This window comes from Agromyces sp. NPDC058126 (assembly GCF_042884595.1).
Lineage (GTDB): Bacteria > Actinomycetota > Actinomycetes > Actinomycetales > Microbacteriaceae > Agromyces.
The window spans coordinates 245,815-264,585 of record NZ_JBHVTS010000002.1 but is presented as its reverse complement, the minus strand read 5'-3'; the positions used below and the strand labels follow the sequence as shown (position 1 = coordinate 264,585).

Genomic DNA, 18,771 nt, shown 5'->3' with positions numbered 1-18,771 from the left:
ATGGCCCATGCTGGGGTTCGACGCCGAAGGAGGCCGGATGCACGCGATCTACGACGAGCTCGGGGGCGGTGACGGGGTGCGCACCGCGGTGACGGTCATGTACCACCGCATCGTCGCCGATCCCGAGCTCGCGCCCTGGTTCGAGGGCATCGACACCGATCGGCTGAAGGCCCACCAGCGCGCGTTCCTCGCCGCAGCCTTCGGTGGACCGCAGGTCTTCACCGGGCGTCCGATCCCCGAGGCGCACCGCGGCATGGAGATCACCGACGACGCCTTCGACCGGGTGGTCTCCGCGTTGATGACCGCGCTCGCCGACCTCGGCGTCGCCAAGGAGGCCGTGAACACCGTCGGCGAGCGTCTCGAGGGCATGCGCGGCGACATCGTCGGCGCCTAGCTCGCCTGGGCCGCTCGCAGGGGCGCTCGTCAGGGTTGCAGTTCGCGCCGTCCCCGGATGCCGAGCTTCGTGTACGTCGACTGCAGGTGGTTGTTCACCGTGCGCGGCGACAGGAACAGCCGCTGCGCGATCTCATTCGAGCTCAGCCCCTGCGCGGCGAGCGAGGCGATCTCGCGCTCGCGCGGGGTGAGCGGCTCGGTGCCGTCGGTGAAGCAGAGCAGCGGCGTGCGTGCGCCTTCGCAGGCGGCCGCGAGCGCCGCGGCCCGCTGCAGATCGGCGGATGCCTCGCGCCCGCGCCCGCCGGCGCGGGCGGCCTGCCCGGCCGAGGCGAACGACTCGGCGGCGAACAGGAGACCCCCGAGCCGCTCCCACTCCTCGCCGACACTGCGCAGCATCGCGGCATCGGCGGAGGCCTCGGCACGCGCGTGCCGGCTGCGGAGGGCGATCTCGGGCGCGCCCGTCCGCTGCGCGAGGGCGGCGAGCCGCTCGGCCGCCTCGGCGACGCGGGTCCGCGGACCCATGCGGGCGAGCGTGTGGAGGAACGACGCGGCCACGTGGAACGCGCCGAGCGGCAGCACCTGGTCGACCCGGGTGAGCAGGATCCTCGCCGCCGCGTCGGCGTCGCCCTCGGTGCGGGCGAGCCAGGCGTCGGAGAGCGCCGTGAGCGTGTCCTCGCGGTCGTAGCCGGCCTCGAAGCGCCCGCGCAGCTCCCTGGCCCGTTCGAGGTCGCCCTGCATGCACGCGATCACGGTGAGGAACCCGAGGGAGGGGCCGCGCAGCGAAGCCGGCCCCCGCAGCTCGGCACCGCTCAGGCTGTCGCGGAACCAGCGCGCGGCCGTGTCGAGCCGGCCCGCCGCCCAGAACTGGCGGCCCATGAGGAACTCGGCGTGGCGGGCCGTCAGCTCGTCGTCGTTGCGGATCGCGTCGTGCAGCATCTCGATCGTGGTGCGGCGGGCGTCGTCGTAGCGGTCGCTCTCGATGAGGGCATAGGCGTAGGGCACCTGCGCTCGACGCTTCGGGATGTGGGCGTCCTCGTCGGAGGCGTAGGCGACGGCGGCCTCCGCCTCCGCGAGCGCCTCGGCCGAGCGCTGCATCTGCGAGAGCGGCATGGCGCGGGCGAGTGAGACGATCGCACGCTCGACCGGGCTGTCGCCGAGGCGGCCGTCGGCCTCGTCGACGAGCGCGAGCGCCTCCTCGGCCCGCAGCAGGTGCAGCACGAGGGTCGCCTTGCTGATGAGCAGCATGGGCAGCTGCTCGGGCAGCGCCCGCCCGATCTCCTCGAGCAGGCGGATGCCCCGTTCGCTGCCGAGCGGGTCGCCGCCGTAGATCTCGGCCCGCTTCGTCGCGATCGCCGCGAGCGCCGCCCCGGGATGCTCGGTCGCACGGGCGGCGGTCTCGGCGTTCGCCAGCGCGGCGAGCGCCTCGGCGCCGCGGCCGAGCGACCACAGCAGCTCTCCGTGCATGAGGTGCGCCGAGGCATCCGTCGCGCCCGCGCCGATCGCGGCGGACGCGAGCCGTTCGGCGGTGCGATGGTCGTGCGCGCGTCGCGCGAGGTCGGCCGAGCGGATCAGCAGCTCGGGGTCGGAGGGGCGGCCGGCGTCGAGCCGCCACATCGCGATGCGGAGCTCGTCGACCACCGTCATCGGGCCGTTCGCGACGACGTCGGCCTGCTCGGCGAGCAGCGAGATCGCCCGGATGCGGGGGAGCGACTCGCGCACGGCGCCGGCGTACTGCGGGTGCGCGAGGGTGATCGCGATACCGTGGCCCGACTCGTCGACCCGCACCATGCCGCGCAGTTCGAGCTCGGCGAGCGCCTCCGGGGCGCCGGGCCGCACGAACTCGTCGATGCCGAGCGGTTCGCAGAGGGCGAGGCGCTCGACGGCGTCGCGCTCCTCGACGCCGAGGTTGCGCAGGCGTGCGCGGATCAGGTCGCGGAGCGCCGGGGTGCCGACCGGGTCGCCGTGGAGCTGCCAGAGCCCGCCCGTGTGGGCGAGGGTGCCCGCCTCGACCGCGCCGATCGCCAGTTCGCGGAGGAAGAGCGGGTTGCCGTGCGAGGCGCGGTGCAGCTCGACCGCGTCGCGATGCGCGATCGGGGCATCGAGCGCGAGCGCGAGCAGTTCGCTCACCTCGTCGAGGTCGAGGGAGGCGACGTCGACGCGCAGCGAATCGGGCGAGGCCGCCACCGGGAGGGTGCCCTCCGGCATCGGCTCGCCCTCGGGCAGGGTCGCGATGAGCGAGATCGCCCCCGCGGCGACGAGCTGGGCGATGAGCGCGACCGAGACGGTGTCGGCCGCCGAGAGGTCGTCGACGGCCAGGATCACCGGCCGACCGGCGGCGAGCTCGGCGATCGTCGCGTTCGTCGCGCTGAACAGCGCCAGCGGGTCGGTCGTCGCGGGCAGCGTCGGGTTCTCGACGCCGCGCGCGAGTGCCGGTGCGACCGTCGCGAAGGGCACCGACGACAGTGCCGGGTTGCCGCTCGCGGTGAGCACGAGCCATCCGGCCTCGGCCAGGCGGTCGCCCACCTCCGACTGGATGCGGCTCTTGCCGATGCCCGACGGGCCGTAGAGGAAGACCGAGCGCGCCTCGCCCGAGCCGAGCGCCCCCGTCGCGCGAGCGACCTGGGGTTCCCGACCGACGAGCGGCCAGGGCCGGTCGAGCGTCGGTTCGGCTTCGGGCGCGGAAGCGGGATCGGTCGGGGCCATCGCCGCCTCTCGCGTCGTCGGTGGGTCGGTCGATTCACTGTACGGCTCGCACGCGTACCGGCGCAGTACCCCGCATCGGGGGGTGTCGCTGAGCAATCCGGAGGTGGTGCTGAGCAATCCGGGCAGGTCGTGAGTAATGCCCGGAGGCCGGTTGAGCAGACGCTGCCCATCCGGCGCGAACCCCGGCCGCGGGAACCTCTGGTCATCGGGCCGCACGGCCCACGGACACCGAGCATCACCACGACAAGGACACGATCATGAACCTCTTCAAGCAGTTCGGCGACATGGCGAAGATGGTCGAGGCGGCCCCCGGCCTCATCGACCAGGCGAACACCCTGCAGGCGCAGTCCGCGCAGTACCAGCAGCAGATGAACGCGCAGGCCGCGTACGCGATGACCGCCGAGGCGGCACCCGGCGCCCTCGAGCCGATCGCCGGCGTCGACCTCGAGCGTTACGCCCGCATCTCCAAGGGCATCGCCGCCTACGGCTACGACGCGGCCATGCTGCCGACCGTCGCCGCCATGTTCGGCGTCGACGGCCCCTCGTGGGAGGCCGCCGCCGCCGGATGGGGCGCCCGCATCCAGGCCGACCGCGGGGTCGGGCGTCGATTCAACGAGATCTACTCGGCGGTGTGACGTGGGATTCCTCAAGGACCTCGCAACGCTGACCCGCCAGGGATACGAGGCGCAGCAGCGCATGGATGTCGGCGCCACGATGGCGCAGGCCAGCGCCTCGATGGAGCAGGCGAGCCGCATCATGGCCGCGACGACGCCCGCCCCCGCCGAACCCCACCTCGAGGCGCAGCGGCTGCGCACGACCGCGACGGTGCTCGGCGCCCGGCAACTGCCGATCATGTTCGGAATGAACGCGGTCGTCGAGCTCGAGCTGCACGTGCGGATGCCGGGCGGCGTGCCGATGCCCGTCGCGCGGACCGAGCAGCTCGCGCCGCTGCACCTCGCTCGAGCGGTGCCCGGCGCGACCCTCGACGTCAGCCTCCTGCCGGGCCGCGCCGACACCCTGCGGATCGAGTGGGCCTGACCCGCTTCCGCCGAACCGACTCCAGACCGACCCAGCAGAGAAGCGAGAACACCGTGTACACCACTGAAACCGAGGAACCGAAGTTCCGCCGCAGACCGGTCGCCGGCCTCGCGGGCCTCGCGCTCGCCGCCGTCATCGGCTGCGCGGCGATCACCGCGCCGCTCGGCGCGGCCGCCGACGAGCTGCCCGCCGAACCGACCTCGGCCGCCGAATCGTCGGAGCCCGCCGCTGAGTCGGGCGAGGCATCGGCCGAGGCCGAGGCGCCGACGCCCGACGCCGAGGCCGACGGGAGTGCCGAAGACCCCGCCGAGGGGGCGGGCGTCCCGGTCGAGGACGCCGACGAGGCATCCGCCCCCACGCCCGCCGACGAGGCATCCACTGCCGAGGCCGTCGACGCACCGCCCGCCCCAGAGGCGAACGCGGGCCGGCCCGAGGCGAAGGCGGGCGTCGCGGAGCCGGCGCAGTTCGGGCCGGTGAACACCGCGCCGGTGCCGGTCGACGACCACTGGCAGATGCTCGAGGGCACGACACTCCGCATCGCCGACCCCGCAATGCTGATCAACGACGCCGACCCCGAGGGCGACTGGTTCACGCTCAACGACTCGACCGAGCCGTCGGTCGGAACCCGATCGGGCTGGGGAACGTACCCGGGTTTCGCCTACACCCCGCCCGCGGGCTTCACGGGCACGGTCACGTGGGAGTACAAGATCCGCGACGACCACGGCGCCGACGACCTCACGAGCGACTGGGCGACGATCACGGTCGACGTGCTGCCCGCCGGCAGCGATGTCGACGCCCCGCCCGTCGCCGCCGACGACACCTACCTCTACACGCCCGGCGCCTCCCTCTACATCGGCGACGTCCAGGGGCTCCTGCAGAACGACGCGCTCGACGGGCAGCCGGTGACTTCGCTCGTGTTCCCCTACGGCAAGCAGGTCGGCAACGGCGACGCACGGATGCTCGGCACGGGCGGCGCCTTCTACGCCGAGCTCGCCGACTCGCCGGCCACGCCGTACACGCTGACGTACCGCGTCTGCACCGCGGTCGCCTGCAGCGAGGCGTTCCTCTGGCTCTATCCCGCGGCGGACGGCGTCGAGCCCTCGGGCCCCGACGTCATCCCCGAGGCGCCCGTCGCCGCGCCCGACGTGTACGGCGTCGTGCAGGACACCCCGCTCACCGTCGGCGCCGAGCAGGGACTGCTCGCGAACGACAGCGACGCCGAACTCGGCGAGCCCGGCGAACTGCTCGAGGCGATCGTCGACGACGACGGCCTGAAGGGGGCGCTGACCTGGTCGACCGACGGCAGCTTCACCTACACGCCGCCGGCCGGATTCACCGGGATCGAGGACTTCGAGTACTTCGTCAACGACCAGCACGCGTACCGGAGCAGTACCGTGCGGGTCGAACTGCAGGTCGGCGACGGTTCGATCAACCACGCGCCGGTCGCGAACGACGACCACTTCGTCGTGAAGGCGGGGCAGACGAACCTGCTGCCCGCGCCGCTCGGGCTCGCCAACGACAGCGACCCAGACGGCGACGCGATCTCGGTCGGCTCGTTCGGGTCGACCGGCGACGGCCAGCTCAACTGGTACTCGGGCGACTGGGGGCGCTACACGCCGCCCGCCGGGTTCGTCGGCATCGACGTGTTCACCTACGCGGTGAAGGACGAGCACGGCAAGTACAGCGACGAGGCGAAGCTCGTGTTCGAGGTCGTCGGCGACGACGCGACGAACACCGCGCCCGAACCGCACGAGGACCAAGCGGTCGTGGCCGCGGGGGAGACCCTCGTCGTCGCGGCGCCCGGTGTGCTCGCGAACGACTTCGACGCCGACGGCGACGCGCTCGCCGTGCTCGTGCCGCCGTCCGCGCAGCACGGCACGTTCTCGATCGACGCCGACGGCGGCTACCGCTACACGCCGGTGCCCGGCTTCGTCGGCACCGACAACGTCGACGTCACGATCACCGACGGGCTCGAGCACCGCTCCGGCCGGCTCTGGATCGAGGTCGTCGAGCCCGGGACGGAACCCGTGATCGGCGCCGAGGACTTCTACGTCGCGGTGGCCGGCGAGACGCTCGAGGTCGGCGCACCCGGCGTGCTCGCCAACGACGTCGCGCCCGCCTCCGCAGTCAAGGAGCTCGCCGGCATCGGGGTCGCGCCGAAGCACGGCACCGTGACCTGGGAGGCCGACGGCTCGTTCGCCTACACCCCCGACGAGGGGTACGTCGGCCCCGACGAGTTCCGCTACAACCTCCACGCCGCAGACGAGTGGCAGTACCCGGTCGTCCGACTGCAGGTCGTCGCCGAGACGGAGACGCCCGGAGGCGGCACGCCGACCGAGCCGGGCACGCCGACCGAGCCGGGCACGCCGACCGAGCCGGGCACGCCGGCCGAGCCGGGCGACTCCACCGACCCGGGCGACTCCACCGACCCCGGCGACCAGGAATCGGAGCCCGCGCGGCCCGAGGAGGCAGTCCCTGCCGGTGTCGCGGCCGACGACGAGGAGCCCGCCGGCACGGAACTCGCCGAGACCGGCGCCGACGTGCGGGGCGCGGCCGAGGCATCCGCCCTCGCCCTGCTGCTGGGTCTCGTGGCGCTCGCCGCCGCCCGGGTCCGCCGCCGAGGCGGCACCCGCTGAACCACGTCACGAGGGGCCGATCTCCGCGGAGTTCGGCCCCTCGTGGCATCCTGGAAACGGGCCGGACGCGTGGTTATACCGGACATCCGCGAACAAATCAAGAATCCGGCTGGACTTGGCGCGTCGGATCGCATATAGTTGACGTTTGCGCTCCCAGACCCTGCATGCCTTCATATTGCGGTCGGCTTCGTGCGTGTCGAGATCCTGTGATTCCGACATACGCACCATGTCTGAGGGGTACTGAACTCTCTCCGCTACCGACAGTGAACCGGCCCGACGGGGCCATGGAGGTTATTCACTTGGCTGCTGCGCGCAACGCAACCACGCCCACCCCCAAGAACGGACGCGGTGCAAGCCGCCTCTCGTTCGCGAAGATCGCCGATACCCTCACGGTACCCGACCTCCTCGCACTCCAGACCGAGAGCTTCGACTGGCTCGTCGGCAACGATGCGTGGAAGGCACGCGTCGCCGAGGCCCAGACGGCCGGACGCAAGGACCTGCCCGAGACCACCGGTCTCGAGGAGATCTTCGAGGAGATCTCTCCCATCGAGGACCTCGGCGAGACCATGCAGCTCTCGTTCACGAACCCCGAGCTCGAGCCTCCGAAGTACACGATCGACGAGTGCAAGGAGAAGTCGAAGACCTACTCCGCCCCGCTCTACGTGAACGCGGAGTTCATGAACCACCTCACAGGTGAGATCAAGACCCAGACGGTCTTCATGGGCGACTTCCCGCTCATGACCCCCAAGGGCACCTTCGTCATCAACGGCACCGAGCGCGTCGTCGTCTCGCAGCTCGTCCGTTCGCCCGGCGTCTACTTCGAGCGCACCCCCGAGAAGACCTCCGACAAGGACATCTACTCGGCCCGCGTCATCCCGAGCCGCGGTGCCTGGCTCGAGTTCGAGATCGACAAGCGCGACCAGGTCGGCGTCCGCATCGACCGCAAGCGCAAGCAGTCGGTCACGGTCTTCCTGAAGGCCCTCGGCCTCACCTCCGAGGAGATCCTCGAGGAGTTCGCCGGCTACGAGTCGATCGCCCTCACCCTCGAGAAGGACAACATCCTCACGAAGGAAGAGGCGCTCAAGGACATCTACCGCAAGCTCCGTCCGGGCGAGCAGGTCGCCGCCGAGGCCGCGCGTGCGCTCCTCGACAACTTCTACTTCAACCCGAAGCGCTACGACCTCGCGAAGGTCGGCCGGTACAAGATCAACCAGAAGCTCGGTCTCGAGGCACCCCTCACCGACTCGGTGCTGACGGTCCAGGACATCGTCGCCACGATCAAGTACCTCGTCGCCCTCCACGACGAGCGCGAGACGCTGCCCGGCCGCCGCGGCGGCAAGGCGGTCGACCTCCGCCTCGACGTCGACGACATCGACAACTTCGGCAACCGTCGCATCCGCGCGGTCGGCGAGCTCATCCAGAACCAGGTGCGCACCGGCCTCAGCCGCATGGAGCGCGTCGTCCGCGAGCGCATGACGACGCAGGACATCGAGGCGATCACCCCGCAGACCCTGATCAACGTGCGACCCGTCGTCGCCGCGATCAAGGAGTTCTTCGGCACCTCGCAGCTGTCGCAGTTCATGGACCAGAACAACCCGCTCGCGGGTCTGACCCACAAGCGCCGTCTCTCGGCGCTCGGCCCCGGCGGTCTCTCGCGAGACCGCGCCGGCGTCGAGGTCCGAGACGTCCACCCCTCGCACTACGGCCGCATGTGCCCGATCGAGACGCCGGAAGGCCCGAACATCGGCCTCATCGGCTCGCTCGCGTCGTTCGCGCGCATCAACTCCTTCGGCTTCATCGAGACGCCGTACCGCAAGGTCGTCGCCGGCAAGGTCACCGACCAGATCGACTACCTCACCGCGATGGAGGAGAACGACTTCATCGTCGCTCAGGCCAACGCGCCGCTCAAGGCCGACGGCCACTTCTCGGAGGAGCGCGTGCTCGCCCGTCAGAAGGGCGGCGAGGTCGACCTGATCCCCGCCGACGAGATCGGCTACATGGATGTCTCGCCGCGCCAGATGGTGTCGGTCGGCACCTCGCTCATCCCGTTCCTCGAGCACGACGACGCGAACCGCGCCCTCATGGGTGCGAACATGCAGCGTCAGGCGGTGCCGCTGCTCCGCAGCGACTCGCCGTACGTCGGCACCGGTATGGAGGGCTACGCCGCGATCGACGCCGGTGACGTCATCACCGCCGACAAGGCCGGTGTCGTCTCCGAGGTCTCGGCCGACTCCGTCACGGTCCAGCTCGACGAGGGCGGCACGCAGACCTACTTCCTGCGCAAGTTCGACCGCTCGAACCAGGGCACCTCGTACAACAACCGCGTCATCGTGAACACGGGCGACCGCATCGAGGCCGGCGAGGTCATCGCCGACGGTCCCGCGACCGACAACGGCGAGCTCGCGCTCGGCAAGAACCTGCTCGTCGCGTTCATGCCGTGGGAGGGTCACAACTTCGAGGACGCGATCATCCTCAGCCAGAACCTGGTGAAGGACGACGTCCTCTCCTCGATTCACATCGAGGAGTACGAGGTCGACGCCCGCGACACCAAGCTCGGCAAGGAGGAGATCACCCGTGATCTCCCGAACGTGAGCCCCGACCTGCTGGCCGACCTCGACGAGCGCGGCATCATCCGCATCGGCGCCGAGGTCCGCCCCGGCGACATCCTCGTCGGCAAGGTCACGCCGAAGGGCGAGACCGAGCTGTCGGCGGAGGAGCGCCTGCTCCGCGCGATCTTCAACGAGAAGAGCCGCGAAGTGCGCGACACCTCGCTGAAGGTGCCTCACGGCGAGCAGGGCACGATCATCGCCGTCAAGGTGTTCGACTCGCAGGACGGCGACGACGAGCTCGGCTCGGGCGTCAACCAGCGCGTGGTCGTCTACATCGCCCAGAAGCGCAAGATCACCGAGGGCGACAAGCTCGCCGGCCGTCACGGCAACAAGGGCGTCATCTCGAAGATCCTCCCCGTCGAGGACATGCCGTTCCTCGCGGACGGCACGCCGGTCGACGTCGTGCTCAACCCGCTCGGCATCCCCGGTCGAATGAACTTCGGCCAGGTCCTCGAGACCCACCTCGGCTGGGTCGCGAAGCAGGGCTGGAAGGTCGAGGGCAAGCCGGCGTGGGCCAAGCGCCTGCCCGAGGCCGCCCACGAGGCCGCCCCCGGCACCAAGGTCGCCACCCCGGTGTTCGACGGCGCGTTCGAGGAGGAGATCGCGGGTCTGCTCGACTCGACCCTCCCCAACCGCGACGGCGAGCGGCTCATCGACTCGAGCGGCAAGACGCAGCTCTTCGACGGCCGCTCGGGCGAGCCCTTCCCGTACCCGGTCTCGGTCGGCTACATGTACATCCTGAAGCTGCACCACCTCGTCGACGACAAGATCCACGCGCGTTCGACGGGTCCGTACTCGATGATCACCCAGCAGCCGCTCGGTGGTAAGGCGCAGTTCGGTGGCCAGCGATTCGGTGAGATGGAGGTCTGGGCGCTCCAGGCCTACGGCGCCGCGTACGCGCTGCAGGAGCTCCTCACGATCAAGTCCGACGACATCCTCGGCCGCGTCAAGGTGTACGAGGCGATCGTCAAGGGCGAGAACATCCAGGAGCCCGGCATCCCCGAGTCCTTCAAGGTGCTCATGAAGGAGATGCAGTCGCTCTGCCTGAACGTCGAGGTCCTCTCGGCCGACGGCACGGCGGTCTCCCTCCGCGACACCGACGACGAGGCCTTCCGCGCTGCGGAAGAACTCGGCATCAACATCTCCGCGCGCTTCGAGTCGTCGAACATCGACGAGATCTAAGCCAGGCCAGTAGACGACTACAGAGACTTTCCAAGGAGAGAAATTGCTCGACGCAACGACTTTTGACGAGCTTCGGATCGGCCTGGCCACCGCAGAGGACATCCGCAAGTGGTCCTACGGCGAAGTGAAGAAGCCCGAGACCATCAACTACCGCACCCTCAAGCCCGAGAAGGACGGTCTGTTCGGTGAGCAGATCTTCGGCCCGAGCCGCGACTGGGAGTGCGCGTGCGGCAAGTACAAGCGCGTGCGCTTCAAGGGCATCGTGTGCGAGCGCTGCGGCGTGGAGGTCACCAAGTCCTCCGTCCGCCGCGAGCGCATGGGCCACATCGAGCTCGCCGCGCCGGTCACGCACATCTGGTACTTCAAGGGTGTGCCCAGCCGCCTCGGCTACCTGCTCGACATGGCACCGAAGGACCTCGAGAAGGTCATCTACTTCGCCGCCTACATGGTGATCGACGTCGATGACGAGGGCCGCCACGCCGACATGCCCGGCCTCGAGAACGAGCTCCGCCTCGAGATCAAGACCATCGGCGACCAGCGCGACGCCCGCATCGCGACCCTCATGGCCCGCAAGGAGGAGGAGCTCGCGACCCTCGAGGCCGAGGGCGCCAAGAGCGACCAGCGCAAGCGCGCCGAGGCCGCTGCCGACAAGGAGATGACGCAGGTCCGCAAGTCGGGCGACGAGCAGATCGCGCACCTCGAGCGCGTGTGGGAGGCCTTCCGCACCCTCAAGGTCGGCGACCTCAAGCCCGAGGACGCGGACTTCCACGAGCTCCAGGACCGCTTCGGCATGTACTTCGACGCCTACATGGGCGCCGAGGCCATCAAGAAGCGCCTCGAGGCGTTCGACCTGGCCGCCGAGGCGGAGGACCTGCACCTGCAGATCGCCGAGGGCAAGGGTCAGAAGAAGATCCGCGCGATCAAGCGCCTGCGCGTCGTCAACTCGTTCCTCGCGACGGGCAACTCGCCCGCGGCGATGGTGCTCGACGTCGTGCCGGTGATCCCGCCCGAGCTCCGCCCGATGGTGCAGCTCGACGGTGGCCGCTTCGCGACCAGCGACCTGAACGACCTCTACCGTCGTGTGATCAACCGCAACAACCGCCTTCGTCGTCTGCTCGACCTCGGTGCCCCCGAGATCATCGTCAACAACGAGAAGCGGATGCTGCAGGAGGCCGTCGACGCACTGTTCGACAACGGCCGCCGCGGTCGCCCCGTCACCGGTACCGGCAACCGCGCCCTCAAGTCCCTGAGCGACATGCTCAAGGGCAAGCAGGGGCGCTTCCGCCAGAACCTGCTCGGCAAGCGCGTCGACTACTCGGGCCGTTCGGTCATCGTCGTCGGCCCGCAGCTGAAGCTGCACCAGTGCGGTCTGCCCAAGCAGATGGCGCTCGAGCTCTTCAAGCCGTTCGTGATCAAGCGCCTGATCGACCTGAGCCACGCTCAGAACATCAAGGCCGCCAAGCGCATGGTCGAGCGTTCGCGCCCGCAGGTGTGGGACGTCCTCGAGGAGATCATCCGCGAGCGCCCCGTGCTGCTGAACCGTGCGCCCACGCTGCACCGTCTCGGCATCCAGGCGTTCGAGCCGCAGCTCGTCGAGGGCAAGGCCATCCAGCTCCACCCGCTCGTCTGCGCCGCCTTCAACGCGGACTTCGACGGCGACCAGATGGCCGTGCACCTTCCGCTCTCGGTCGAGGCCCAGGCCGAGGCGCGCATCCTCATGCTCGCCTCGAACAACATCCTGAAGCCGTCGGACGGCCGCCCGGTGACCCTGCCCTCGCAGGACATGATCATCGGTCTGCACCACCTGACGACCGAGAAGCCCGGCGCAGCCGGCGAGGGCCGCGCGTTCTCGTCGATCGCCGAGGCCATCCTCGCGTTCGACCAGAACCGTCCCGGCGACCTCGAGCTCGACCTCGGCGCCAAGGTGAAGATCCGGCTCGACGGTCTCTACTTCGGCGAGGGCGACGAGCCCGAGGGCTTCGTGCAGGGCAAGCCGTTCCTCATGGAGACGACCCTCGGTCGCGCGCTCTTCAACGAGGCGCTCCCGGTCGACTACCCGTACTTCAACCGCCAGGCCGGCAAGGGCCAGATCTCGGAGATCGTCAACGACCTCGCCGAGCGCTACCCGAAGACCGAGGTGGCCGCGACCCTCGACCGGATCAAGGACGCCGGCTTCCGCTGGGCGACCCGTTCGGGCGTCACCGTCGCGCTCTCCGACATCATCACGCCCCCCTCGAAGGGCGAGATCGTGTCGAAGTACGAGAAGCAGGCCGCCAAGGTGCAGTCGCAGTTCGAGAAGGGTCTCACGACCGACCTCGAGCGTCGTCAGGAGCTCATCCAGATCTGGACCAAGGCCACCGACGAGGTCGCCAAGGCCATGCAGGAGAACTTCCCGACCGACAACACCATCAACCGCATGGTGACCTCGGGCGCTCGTGGTAACTGGCTGCAGGTGCGCAACATCGCCGGCATGCGAGGCCTCGTGAACAACCCGAAGGGTGAGATCATCCCTCGCCCGATCATCTCGAGCTACCGCGAGGGCCTCTCGGTCGCCGAGTACTTCATCGCGACGCACGGTGCCCGTAAGGGTCTGGCCGACACGGCTCTCCGTACGGCCGACTCGGGTTACCTCACGCGTCGTCTGGTGGATGTCTCGCAGGACGTCATCATCCGCGAGGAGGACTGCGGCACGTCGAAGGGCCTCGAGCTCCCGATCGCCACGGTCGACTCCTCGGGCGAGCTCGTCCGCGACCCGAACGTCGAGAACTCGGTGTTCGCCCGTTCGCTCGCCGCCGACGCGGTGAACGCCAAGGGCGAGGTCGTCGCCGAGGCCGGCAGCGACGTCGGCGACGTGCTCATCAACGAGCTCATCGCCGCGGGCGTCGAGTCGATCCGGGTCCGCTCGGTCCTCACCTGCGAGTCGGCGGTCGGCGTCTGCGCGAAGTGCTACGGCCGTTCGCTCGCGACCGGCAAGCTCGTCGACATCGGCGAGGCCGTCGGCATCATCGCGGCCCAGTCGATCGGTGAGCCCGGAACGCAGCTCACGATGCGTACCTTCCACACCGGTGGTTCGGCCTCGGCCGACGACATCACGCAGGGTCTTCCCCGCGTGCAGGAGCTCTTCGAGGCCCGTACCCCCAAGGGTGCGTCGCCGATCGTCGAGGCTCCCGGTCGCATCACGATCGACGAGACCGACAAGCAGCGCAAGGTCATCCTCACGCCCGACAACGGCGACGAGCCGATCGCGTACAACGTGCTCAAGCGTTCGACGCTGCTCGTCGAGGACGGCCAGCACGTCGAGCTCGGCCAGCAGCTGATCGTCGGCACCGTCGACCCGAAGGAAGTCCTCCGGGTCAAGGGCGTCCGCGAGGTGCAGAAGCACCTCGTGAACGGCGTGCAGGACGTCTACCGTTCGCAGGGTGTGCCGATCCACGACAAGCACATCGAGGTCATCGTGCGCCAGATGCTGCGCAAGGTCACCGTCGTCGACCACGGCGACACCGACCTGCTGCCCGGTGAGCTCGTCGACCGGCTGAAGTACAACGGCATCAACCGTGCGACGCTCACCGAGGGCAAGAAGACGGCCTCGGCCCGCCAGGAGGTCATGGGTATCACCAAGGCCTCGCTCGCGACCGAGTCGTGGCTGTCGGCCGCCTCCTTCCAGGAGACGACCCGCGTGCTCACGCAGGCCGCCATGGAGGGCAAGAGCGACCCGCTGGTCGGCCTCAAGGAGAACGTGATCATCGGAAAGCTGATCCCCGCCGGCACCGGTCTGCAGAAGTACCGGAACGTCGCGGTCGAGGCCACGGAGGAGGCGAAGGCGGAGCGTTACCCGAACCGCATCTTCACCGACGACGCGGCCTTCAGCGAGGGCGACCTCAGCTTCGTCGACTTCGACGCGTTCTCGAGCGACGACTTCACGCCCGGCAACTACAGCTGAACCCGGTGATCGACTGACGCCGCGCGAAGCGCGACGCCCGTCGAGATCCACGAACGGCCTCCGATCCCACCGGATCGGGGGCCGTTCGGCGTTGTGGGCGCTGCGACGGGTCGACCGGCGGCCGCACTCGGGGATCCGCCCTGGGATCGATATCGCGCCGAGATCTGGGGTGCCTATATTGGGTCCACGTCCCGTCGCGACTCGCGTCGCCCGAACTCGAGGTTCCAGTGCCGCGCCTTGCCCCTGCCCCTACCGAGGTCCCGAACCCCCACCGCGAGCACGGCGCGGCCGCACGCTGGGCGCGGCCGCTGCTGGCGCTGTTGCTCGCGACGACCGTGCTCCTCAGCGGGCTCCTCGTCTCCCCTCTCGCCGCGCATGCGCTGGACTCGTCCGATCCGTTGCCGGTCGTGACCGGGCGCATCGTCGACGGCGGCGGCGCCGGAGTCGGCGACGCGCGCGTCACCCTCTTCCGGTTTCAGCGCCAACCGACCGGGCAGGTCGCGGAGCACGACTTCGGGTGGGCGGTGAGCACGGCGGATGGAACGTACTCGATCGCACTCAAGACTCCGGTGTCTCCCGGGGACTACTTCCGGATCGTCGCTGTGAGCCCGTCATCCTCACCGTTCATGGCGCGGACCGAGGGGCCGCTCTTCCGCATCGACGGGAGCCGGGCCGAAGCAGATCTCGAAGTCCAGCGGAGTGCGAGCGTCACCGGGACGTTGCGCGATCACCTCGGGCGGATCGTGGCCGGGAGTGTGCGGCTCCATCGACTCGTCGAGGGATCGGCCCCCGAGCTCACGGCCGGACGGAGCCAGTTCAGCGACCGGTTCTCGATTCCGAAGGTGCCACCCGGTGAATACCTGCTCGAATACCAGATCGAGGGCGAGCCGGCGCTGTGGTGGCCGGCGGCCGCGAGTTCGGCCGACGCTGAGCGCTTCGAACTGACTGACGGGAGCACGCGGTCGTTCACCCTCACGACGATCCAGCCAGCGGTGGTCACCGGAGACGTCACTGGCCCCGACGGCGAAATCGACGCCGATGCGCAAGTCACCGCGCATCGTCTCGTGGGCGATCGCTTGGACCAGGACCGGACGGCGTACGCCGATGAGACCGGGCGATTCGAGCTTCGGCTGATGCCGGGCCGCTATGCGTTCGAGTACACGGGCGGCCCCGACGCGGCGCGAGAGTACTCAGGCGGGACGTCGCTCCTGAGCGCGGCCGAACTCCACGACCTCGCCGCGGGCGGAGCGCTGGAGCAGCATCCGGTGCTCGCACCCGCAGCCTCCGTGGCGGGGCGCAGCTCGTCGAGGCGAGTCGTCGTGTTCGATGCGGACGGGCGAATCGCGGGATCGATCGAACCGGACTACGACGAGTACCGCGTCGGTGGGCTCGCGGCCGGTGCGTACACCGTTCGTACGCTCGACGGGTGGGACGAGAGCCCGTCCTACCTGGACGGCTGGCGATCTGATTCGCAGATGGACGCGTCGCGCTTCCTCGGCGAGTGGTGGCCGGGTGTGCGCGAGGAGTCGGACGCCGAATCGGTCGTCGTCGGCGAAGGCGAAGCGCGCGACGGCATCGACTTCGCGGAGTTCGAGGGAGCCGAGATCCGAGGGACGGTCCGTCTGTACGATGGCGGCTGGATGCCCGTCGGCGATGCCGTGGTGACGGCCGTCGACAGCGCGGGCTCCGATATCGCGTCCACCGAGAGCGACGTCCTCGGCGGTTTCGCGCTCGAGGGAGTGCGGCCCGGCGAGATCCGACTCAGGATCACACCGAGATCGGGCGCGGAATGGTATTGGCCCGCTGCCGAGACCCTCGAATCTGCCGGCATCCTCACCGTGAAGCCGAACGGATATCTCACCGGCGTCGTCACGGGGCGGCAGGCGACGGTCAGCGTGCCCACCATCAGCGGCACGCCTGCGATCGGTGAGACGCTCACCGCCTCCGCGACCTCGCCGATCCCGGGGGTCGAGATCGTCTACCGATGGGTCGGAGGGTTCGCGCCCGCTCATGTCGGCCCGGAGCTGGTCGTCACGCCCGAGATGGCGAACGCCGAGATCAAGGTGACGGCGACGGCGACCAAGGCCGGCTACTCGACGATGACGGCGGACTCCGCGTGGACCCCGAAGGTCCTCAAGTGGGGCACGCCCTGGTTCGACGACGGCGGGGAGCCCGCCGTCGGCGTCGAACTCCTCATTCGGGACGCGTACGGAAACACGTCGGGCTCGACGACGACCGCCCGGCAGTGGTTCGCGGACGGCGTCCCGATCTCGGGCGCGACCGGTGAACGATACACGCCGACCGTCGCGGACGAGGGGAAGCGCCTCACAGTGCGGACGACGGGGAGTGCGCCGAGGTACGCCGATGGTTCGGCCGTCTCCGAGCCGTCTCTCCGTGTGATCAAGCCCGCGACGCCGACGATCTCCGGCATCGCGGGCGTCGGCAACGTCCTGAAGGTCGACCTGGGCGACTGGACAGACGGTGCGCATGTGAACTGGGAGTGGCTGCTCGACGGTGAGTGGGTCGTCGGTTACTCGCAGGGCGATTCCGAGTTCACCGTGCCGCCCGAAGCGGTCGGCAAGCGGATCAGTGTCATCGCATGGGGCAGCAAGGACGGGTACGGCGAGGCCTCGATGAAATCTGTGGCGACCGCGAAGGCCGTTGCCGCTCGGGTCCCCGTCATCACGGGAACCCCGTACGTCGGTGCGACCCTCGCCGCGAACGCCGGCGACTGGGGTGCTGGCGCACCGGTGAAGTTCCAGTGGTACGCGAACGGCTCGGCGATCGTGAACGCCCAGTCGAGCAGCTTCGCGCCGACTTCCTCTCAGGTCGGAGCACAACTCTCGGTGAGGGCGTACGTCGACGACCCTGCCTGGGCGCCGTTGTCCAAGACATCGGCGTCGTCGACGCGGGTGGCGTTGGCGCCGGTGCCGACGGTGTCGGGGACGGCGCGTGTGGGTGGGAAGTTGTCTGCGGTGCCGGGGACGTGGACGAAGGGCACGGTGCTGTCGTACCAGTGGTTCGTGGGCGGGGTGGCGGTGTCGGGTGCGTCGTCGTCGTCGTACACGTTGCCGTCGTCGAGTGCGGGCAAGTCGGTGGTGGTGAAGGTGACCGGGCGTTTGTCGGGGTATCCGACGGTGACGCAGTCGAGCGCGGCGACGCCGAAGGTGTTGGCGTGGGCGACGCCGACCGTGTCGGGGACGACTCGGACGGGTGGCACGATGACGGCGAACACGGGGATGTGGTCGTCGGGGACGTCATTCTCGTATCAGTGGTACGCGGACGGGGTCGCGGTGTCGGGTGCGACGGGGAAGACGTTCGTGCCGTCGTCCGCGCAGGTGGGCAAGTTCCTGTCGGTGCGGGTCACGGGTCGCCAGGCGGGCTTCGGGTCGATGGCGGTGACGTCGAAGGCGTCGTCGACGCGGGTGGCGTTGGCGCCGGTGCCGACGGTGTCGGGGACGGCGCGTGTGGGTGGGAAGTTGTCTGCGGTGCCGGGGACGTGGACGAAGGGCACGGTGCTGTCGTACCAGTGGTTCGTGGGCGGGGTGGCGGTGTCGGGTGCGTCGTCGTCGTCGTACACGTTGCCGTCGTCGAGTGCGGGCAAGTCGGTGGTGGTGAAGGTGACCGGGCGTTTGTCGGGGTATCCGACGGTGACGCAGTCGAGCGCGGCGACGGGCAGCGTCGTGGGCATGGGAACGCCGACGATCTCGGGGACGGCCGGCGTGGGTGAGACGCTGGTCGCCGACGCCGGCAGCTGGTCCGGTGCCTCGGCGTTCTCGTATCGATGGCTGGCGGACGGCGAGCCGATCCCGGCTGCAACGGAACGCGAGTTCACCATCCCACCGGATCTGCTCGGGCGTCGCCTCGCCGTCCGGGTCGCGTCAAGCGGTGCCGGCGTCGCCGTGGTCCACGTCGACTCCGCTCCGACGGCGGCGGTCGCTGCGGGCGTCATGCAGCCGGGAGCTCCGGCGCTCGTGCTCGACGGCGCGATGCTGACGGCAGACCCGGGGTCCTGGACGCCGGCGGTGGCTTTCGAGTACCGCTGGTATCTGGACGGCGAACCCCTCGGGGAGACCGGCGACGTGGTGGATGTCACCGGGCGGGACGGTCGATACCGAGTCGAGATCGTCGGCATCGCACCCGGCTACGCCAGCAGCGTCGCGACCTCGCCCGAACTCGTCGTCACGACTCCGGTCGTGGAGCCGCCCACCGGAGGATGAGGTCCCCTCGCCGTCGCGACGACGTGCCGGGGCGTGCATGGGAAACACCG

The 18,771-nt window shown here is 69.8% G+C and carries 8 protein-coding genes; 7 read left to right on the top strand and 1 reads right to left on the bottom strand.

The annotated features are described in order from the left end of the window. The first annotated feature begins 37 nt into the window (after positions 1–37). Complete coding sequence (locus ACFVTR_RS06455) at positions 38–394, top strand: group 1 truncated hemoglobin (RefSeq protein WP_376944255.1); 357 nt, start codon at positions 38–40, stop codon at positions 392–394. Positions 395–423: 29 nt separating this feature from the next. Here the strand turns inward: ACFVTR_RS06455 and ACFVTR_RS06450 are convergent, their stop codons facing one another. Next, positions 424–3,096: a LuxR C-terminal-related transcriptional regulator gene (locus ACFVTR_RS06450; protein ID WP_387035731.1), complete on the bottom strand. Its 2,673-nt coding sequence runs from the start codon at positions 3,094–3,096 to the stop codon at positions 424–426. A gap of 257 nt (positions 3,097–3,353) precedes the next feature. Here ACFVTR_RS06450 and ACFVTR_RS06445 point away from each other — a divergent pair, with 257 nt between their 5' ends. From ACFVTR_RS06445 to ACFVTR_RS06420, 6 genes are all read left to right on the top strand, one after another. After that, on the top strand, positions 3,354–3,731 hold the full coding sequence (locus ACFVTR_RS06445) for a hypothetical protein (protein WP_387035729.1): 378 nt from the start codon (positions 3,354–3,356) through the stop codon (positions 3,729–3,731). A gap of 1 nt (position 3,732) precedes the next feature. Beyond that, positions 3,733–4,134, top strand: a complete 402-nt coding sequence (locus ACFVTR_RS06440; RefSeq protein ID WP_387035727.1) for a hypothetical protein — start codon at positions 3,733–3,735, stop codon at positions 4,132–4,134. 53 nt (positions 4,135–4,187) lie between these two features. Beyond that, positions 4,188–6,770 (top strand): Ig-like domain-containing protein, encoded by a 2,583-nt coding sequence (locus ACFVTR_RS06435; protein ID WP_387035725.1) that lies wholly within the window; start codon positions 4,188–4,190, stop codon positions 6,768–6,770. Between the two features lie 299 nt (positions 6,771–7,069). Then, entirely contained in the window at positions 7,070–10,561 is a 3,492-nt protein-coding gene (locus ACFVTR_RS06430; protein ID WP_387035723.1) for a DNA-directed RNA polymerase subunit beta, read from the top strand. Positions 10,562–10,604: 43 nt separating this feature from the next. Continuing rightward, positions 10,605–14,501: a DNA-directed RNA polymerase subunit beta' gene (gene rpoC, locus ACFVTR_RS06425; protein ID WP_387035721.1), complete on the top strand. Its 3,897-nt coding sequence runs from the start codon at positions 10,605–10,607 to the stop codon at positions 14,499–14,501. A 227-nt stretch (positions 14,502–14,728) separates the two neighbouring features. Then, positions 14,729–18,721 carry a hypothetical protein gene (locus ACFVTR_RS06420; RefSeq protein WP_387035719.1) on the top strand — a complete coding sequence of 1,331 codons (3,993 nt, stop codon included), beginning with the start codon at positions 14,729–14,731 and terminating at the stop codon, positions 18,719–18,721. The last annotated feature ends 50 nt before the right edge of the window (positions 18,722–18,771 follow it).

Excerpts from the sequence above, each read along its gene's own strand:
- ACFVTR_RS06455 (WP_376944255.1), top strand. The coding sequence starts at position 38 with ATGCACGCGATCTACGACGAGCTCGGGGGCGGTGACGGGGTGCGCACC.
- ACFVTR_RS06445 (WP_387035729.1), top strand. The coding sequence starts at position 3,354 with ATGAACCTCTTCAAGCAGTTCGGCGACATGGCGAAGATGGTCGAGGCG.
- ACFVTR_RS06450 (WP_387035731.1), bottom strand. The coding sequence starts at position 3,096 with ATGGCCCCGACCGATCCCGCTTCCGCGCCCGAAGCCGAACCGACGCTC.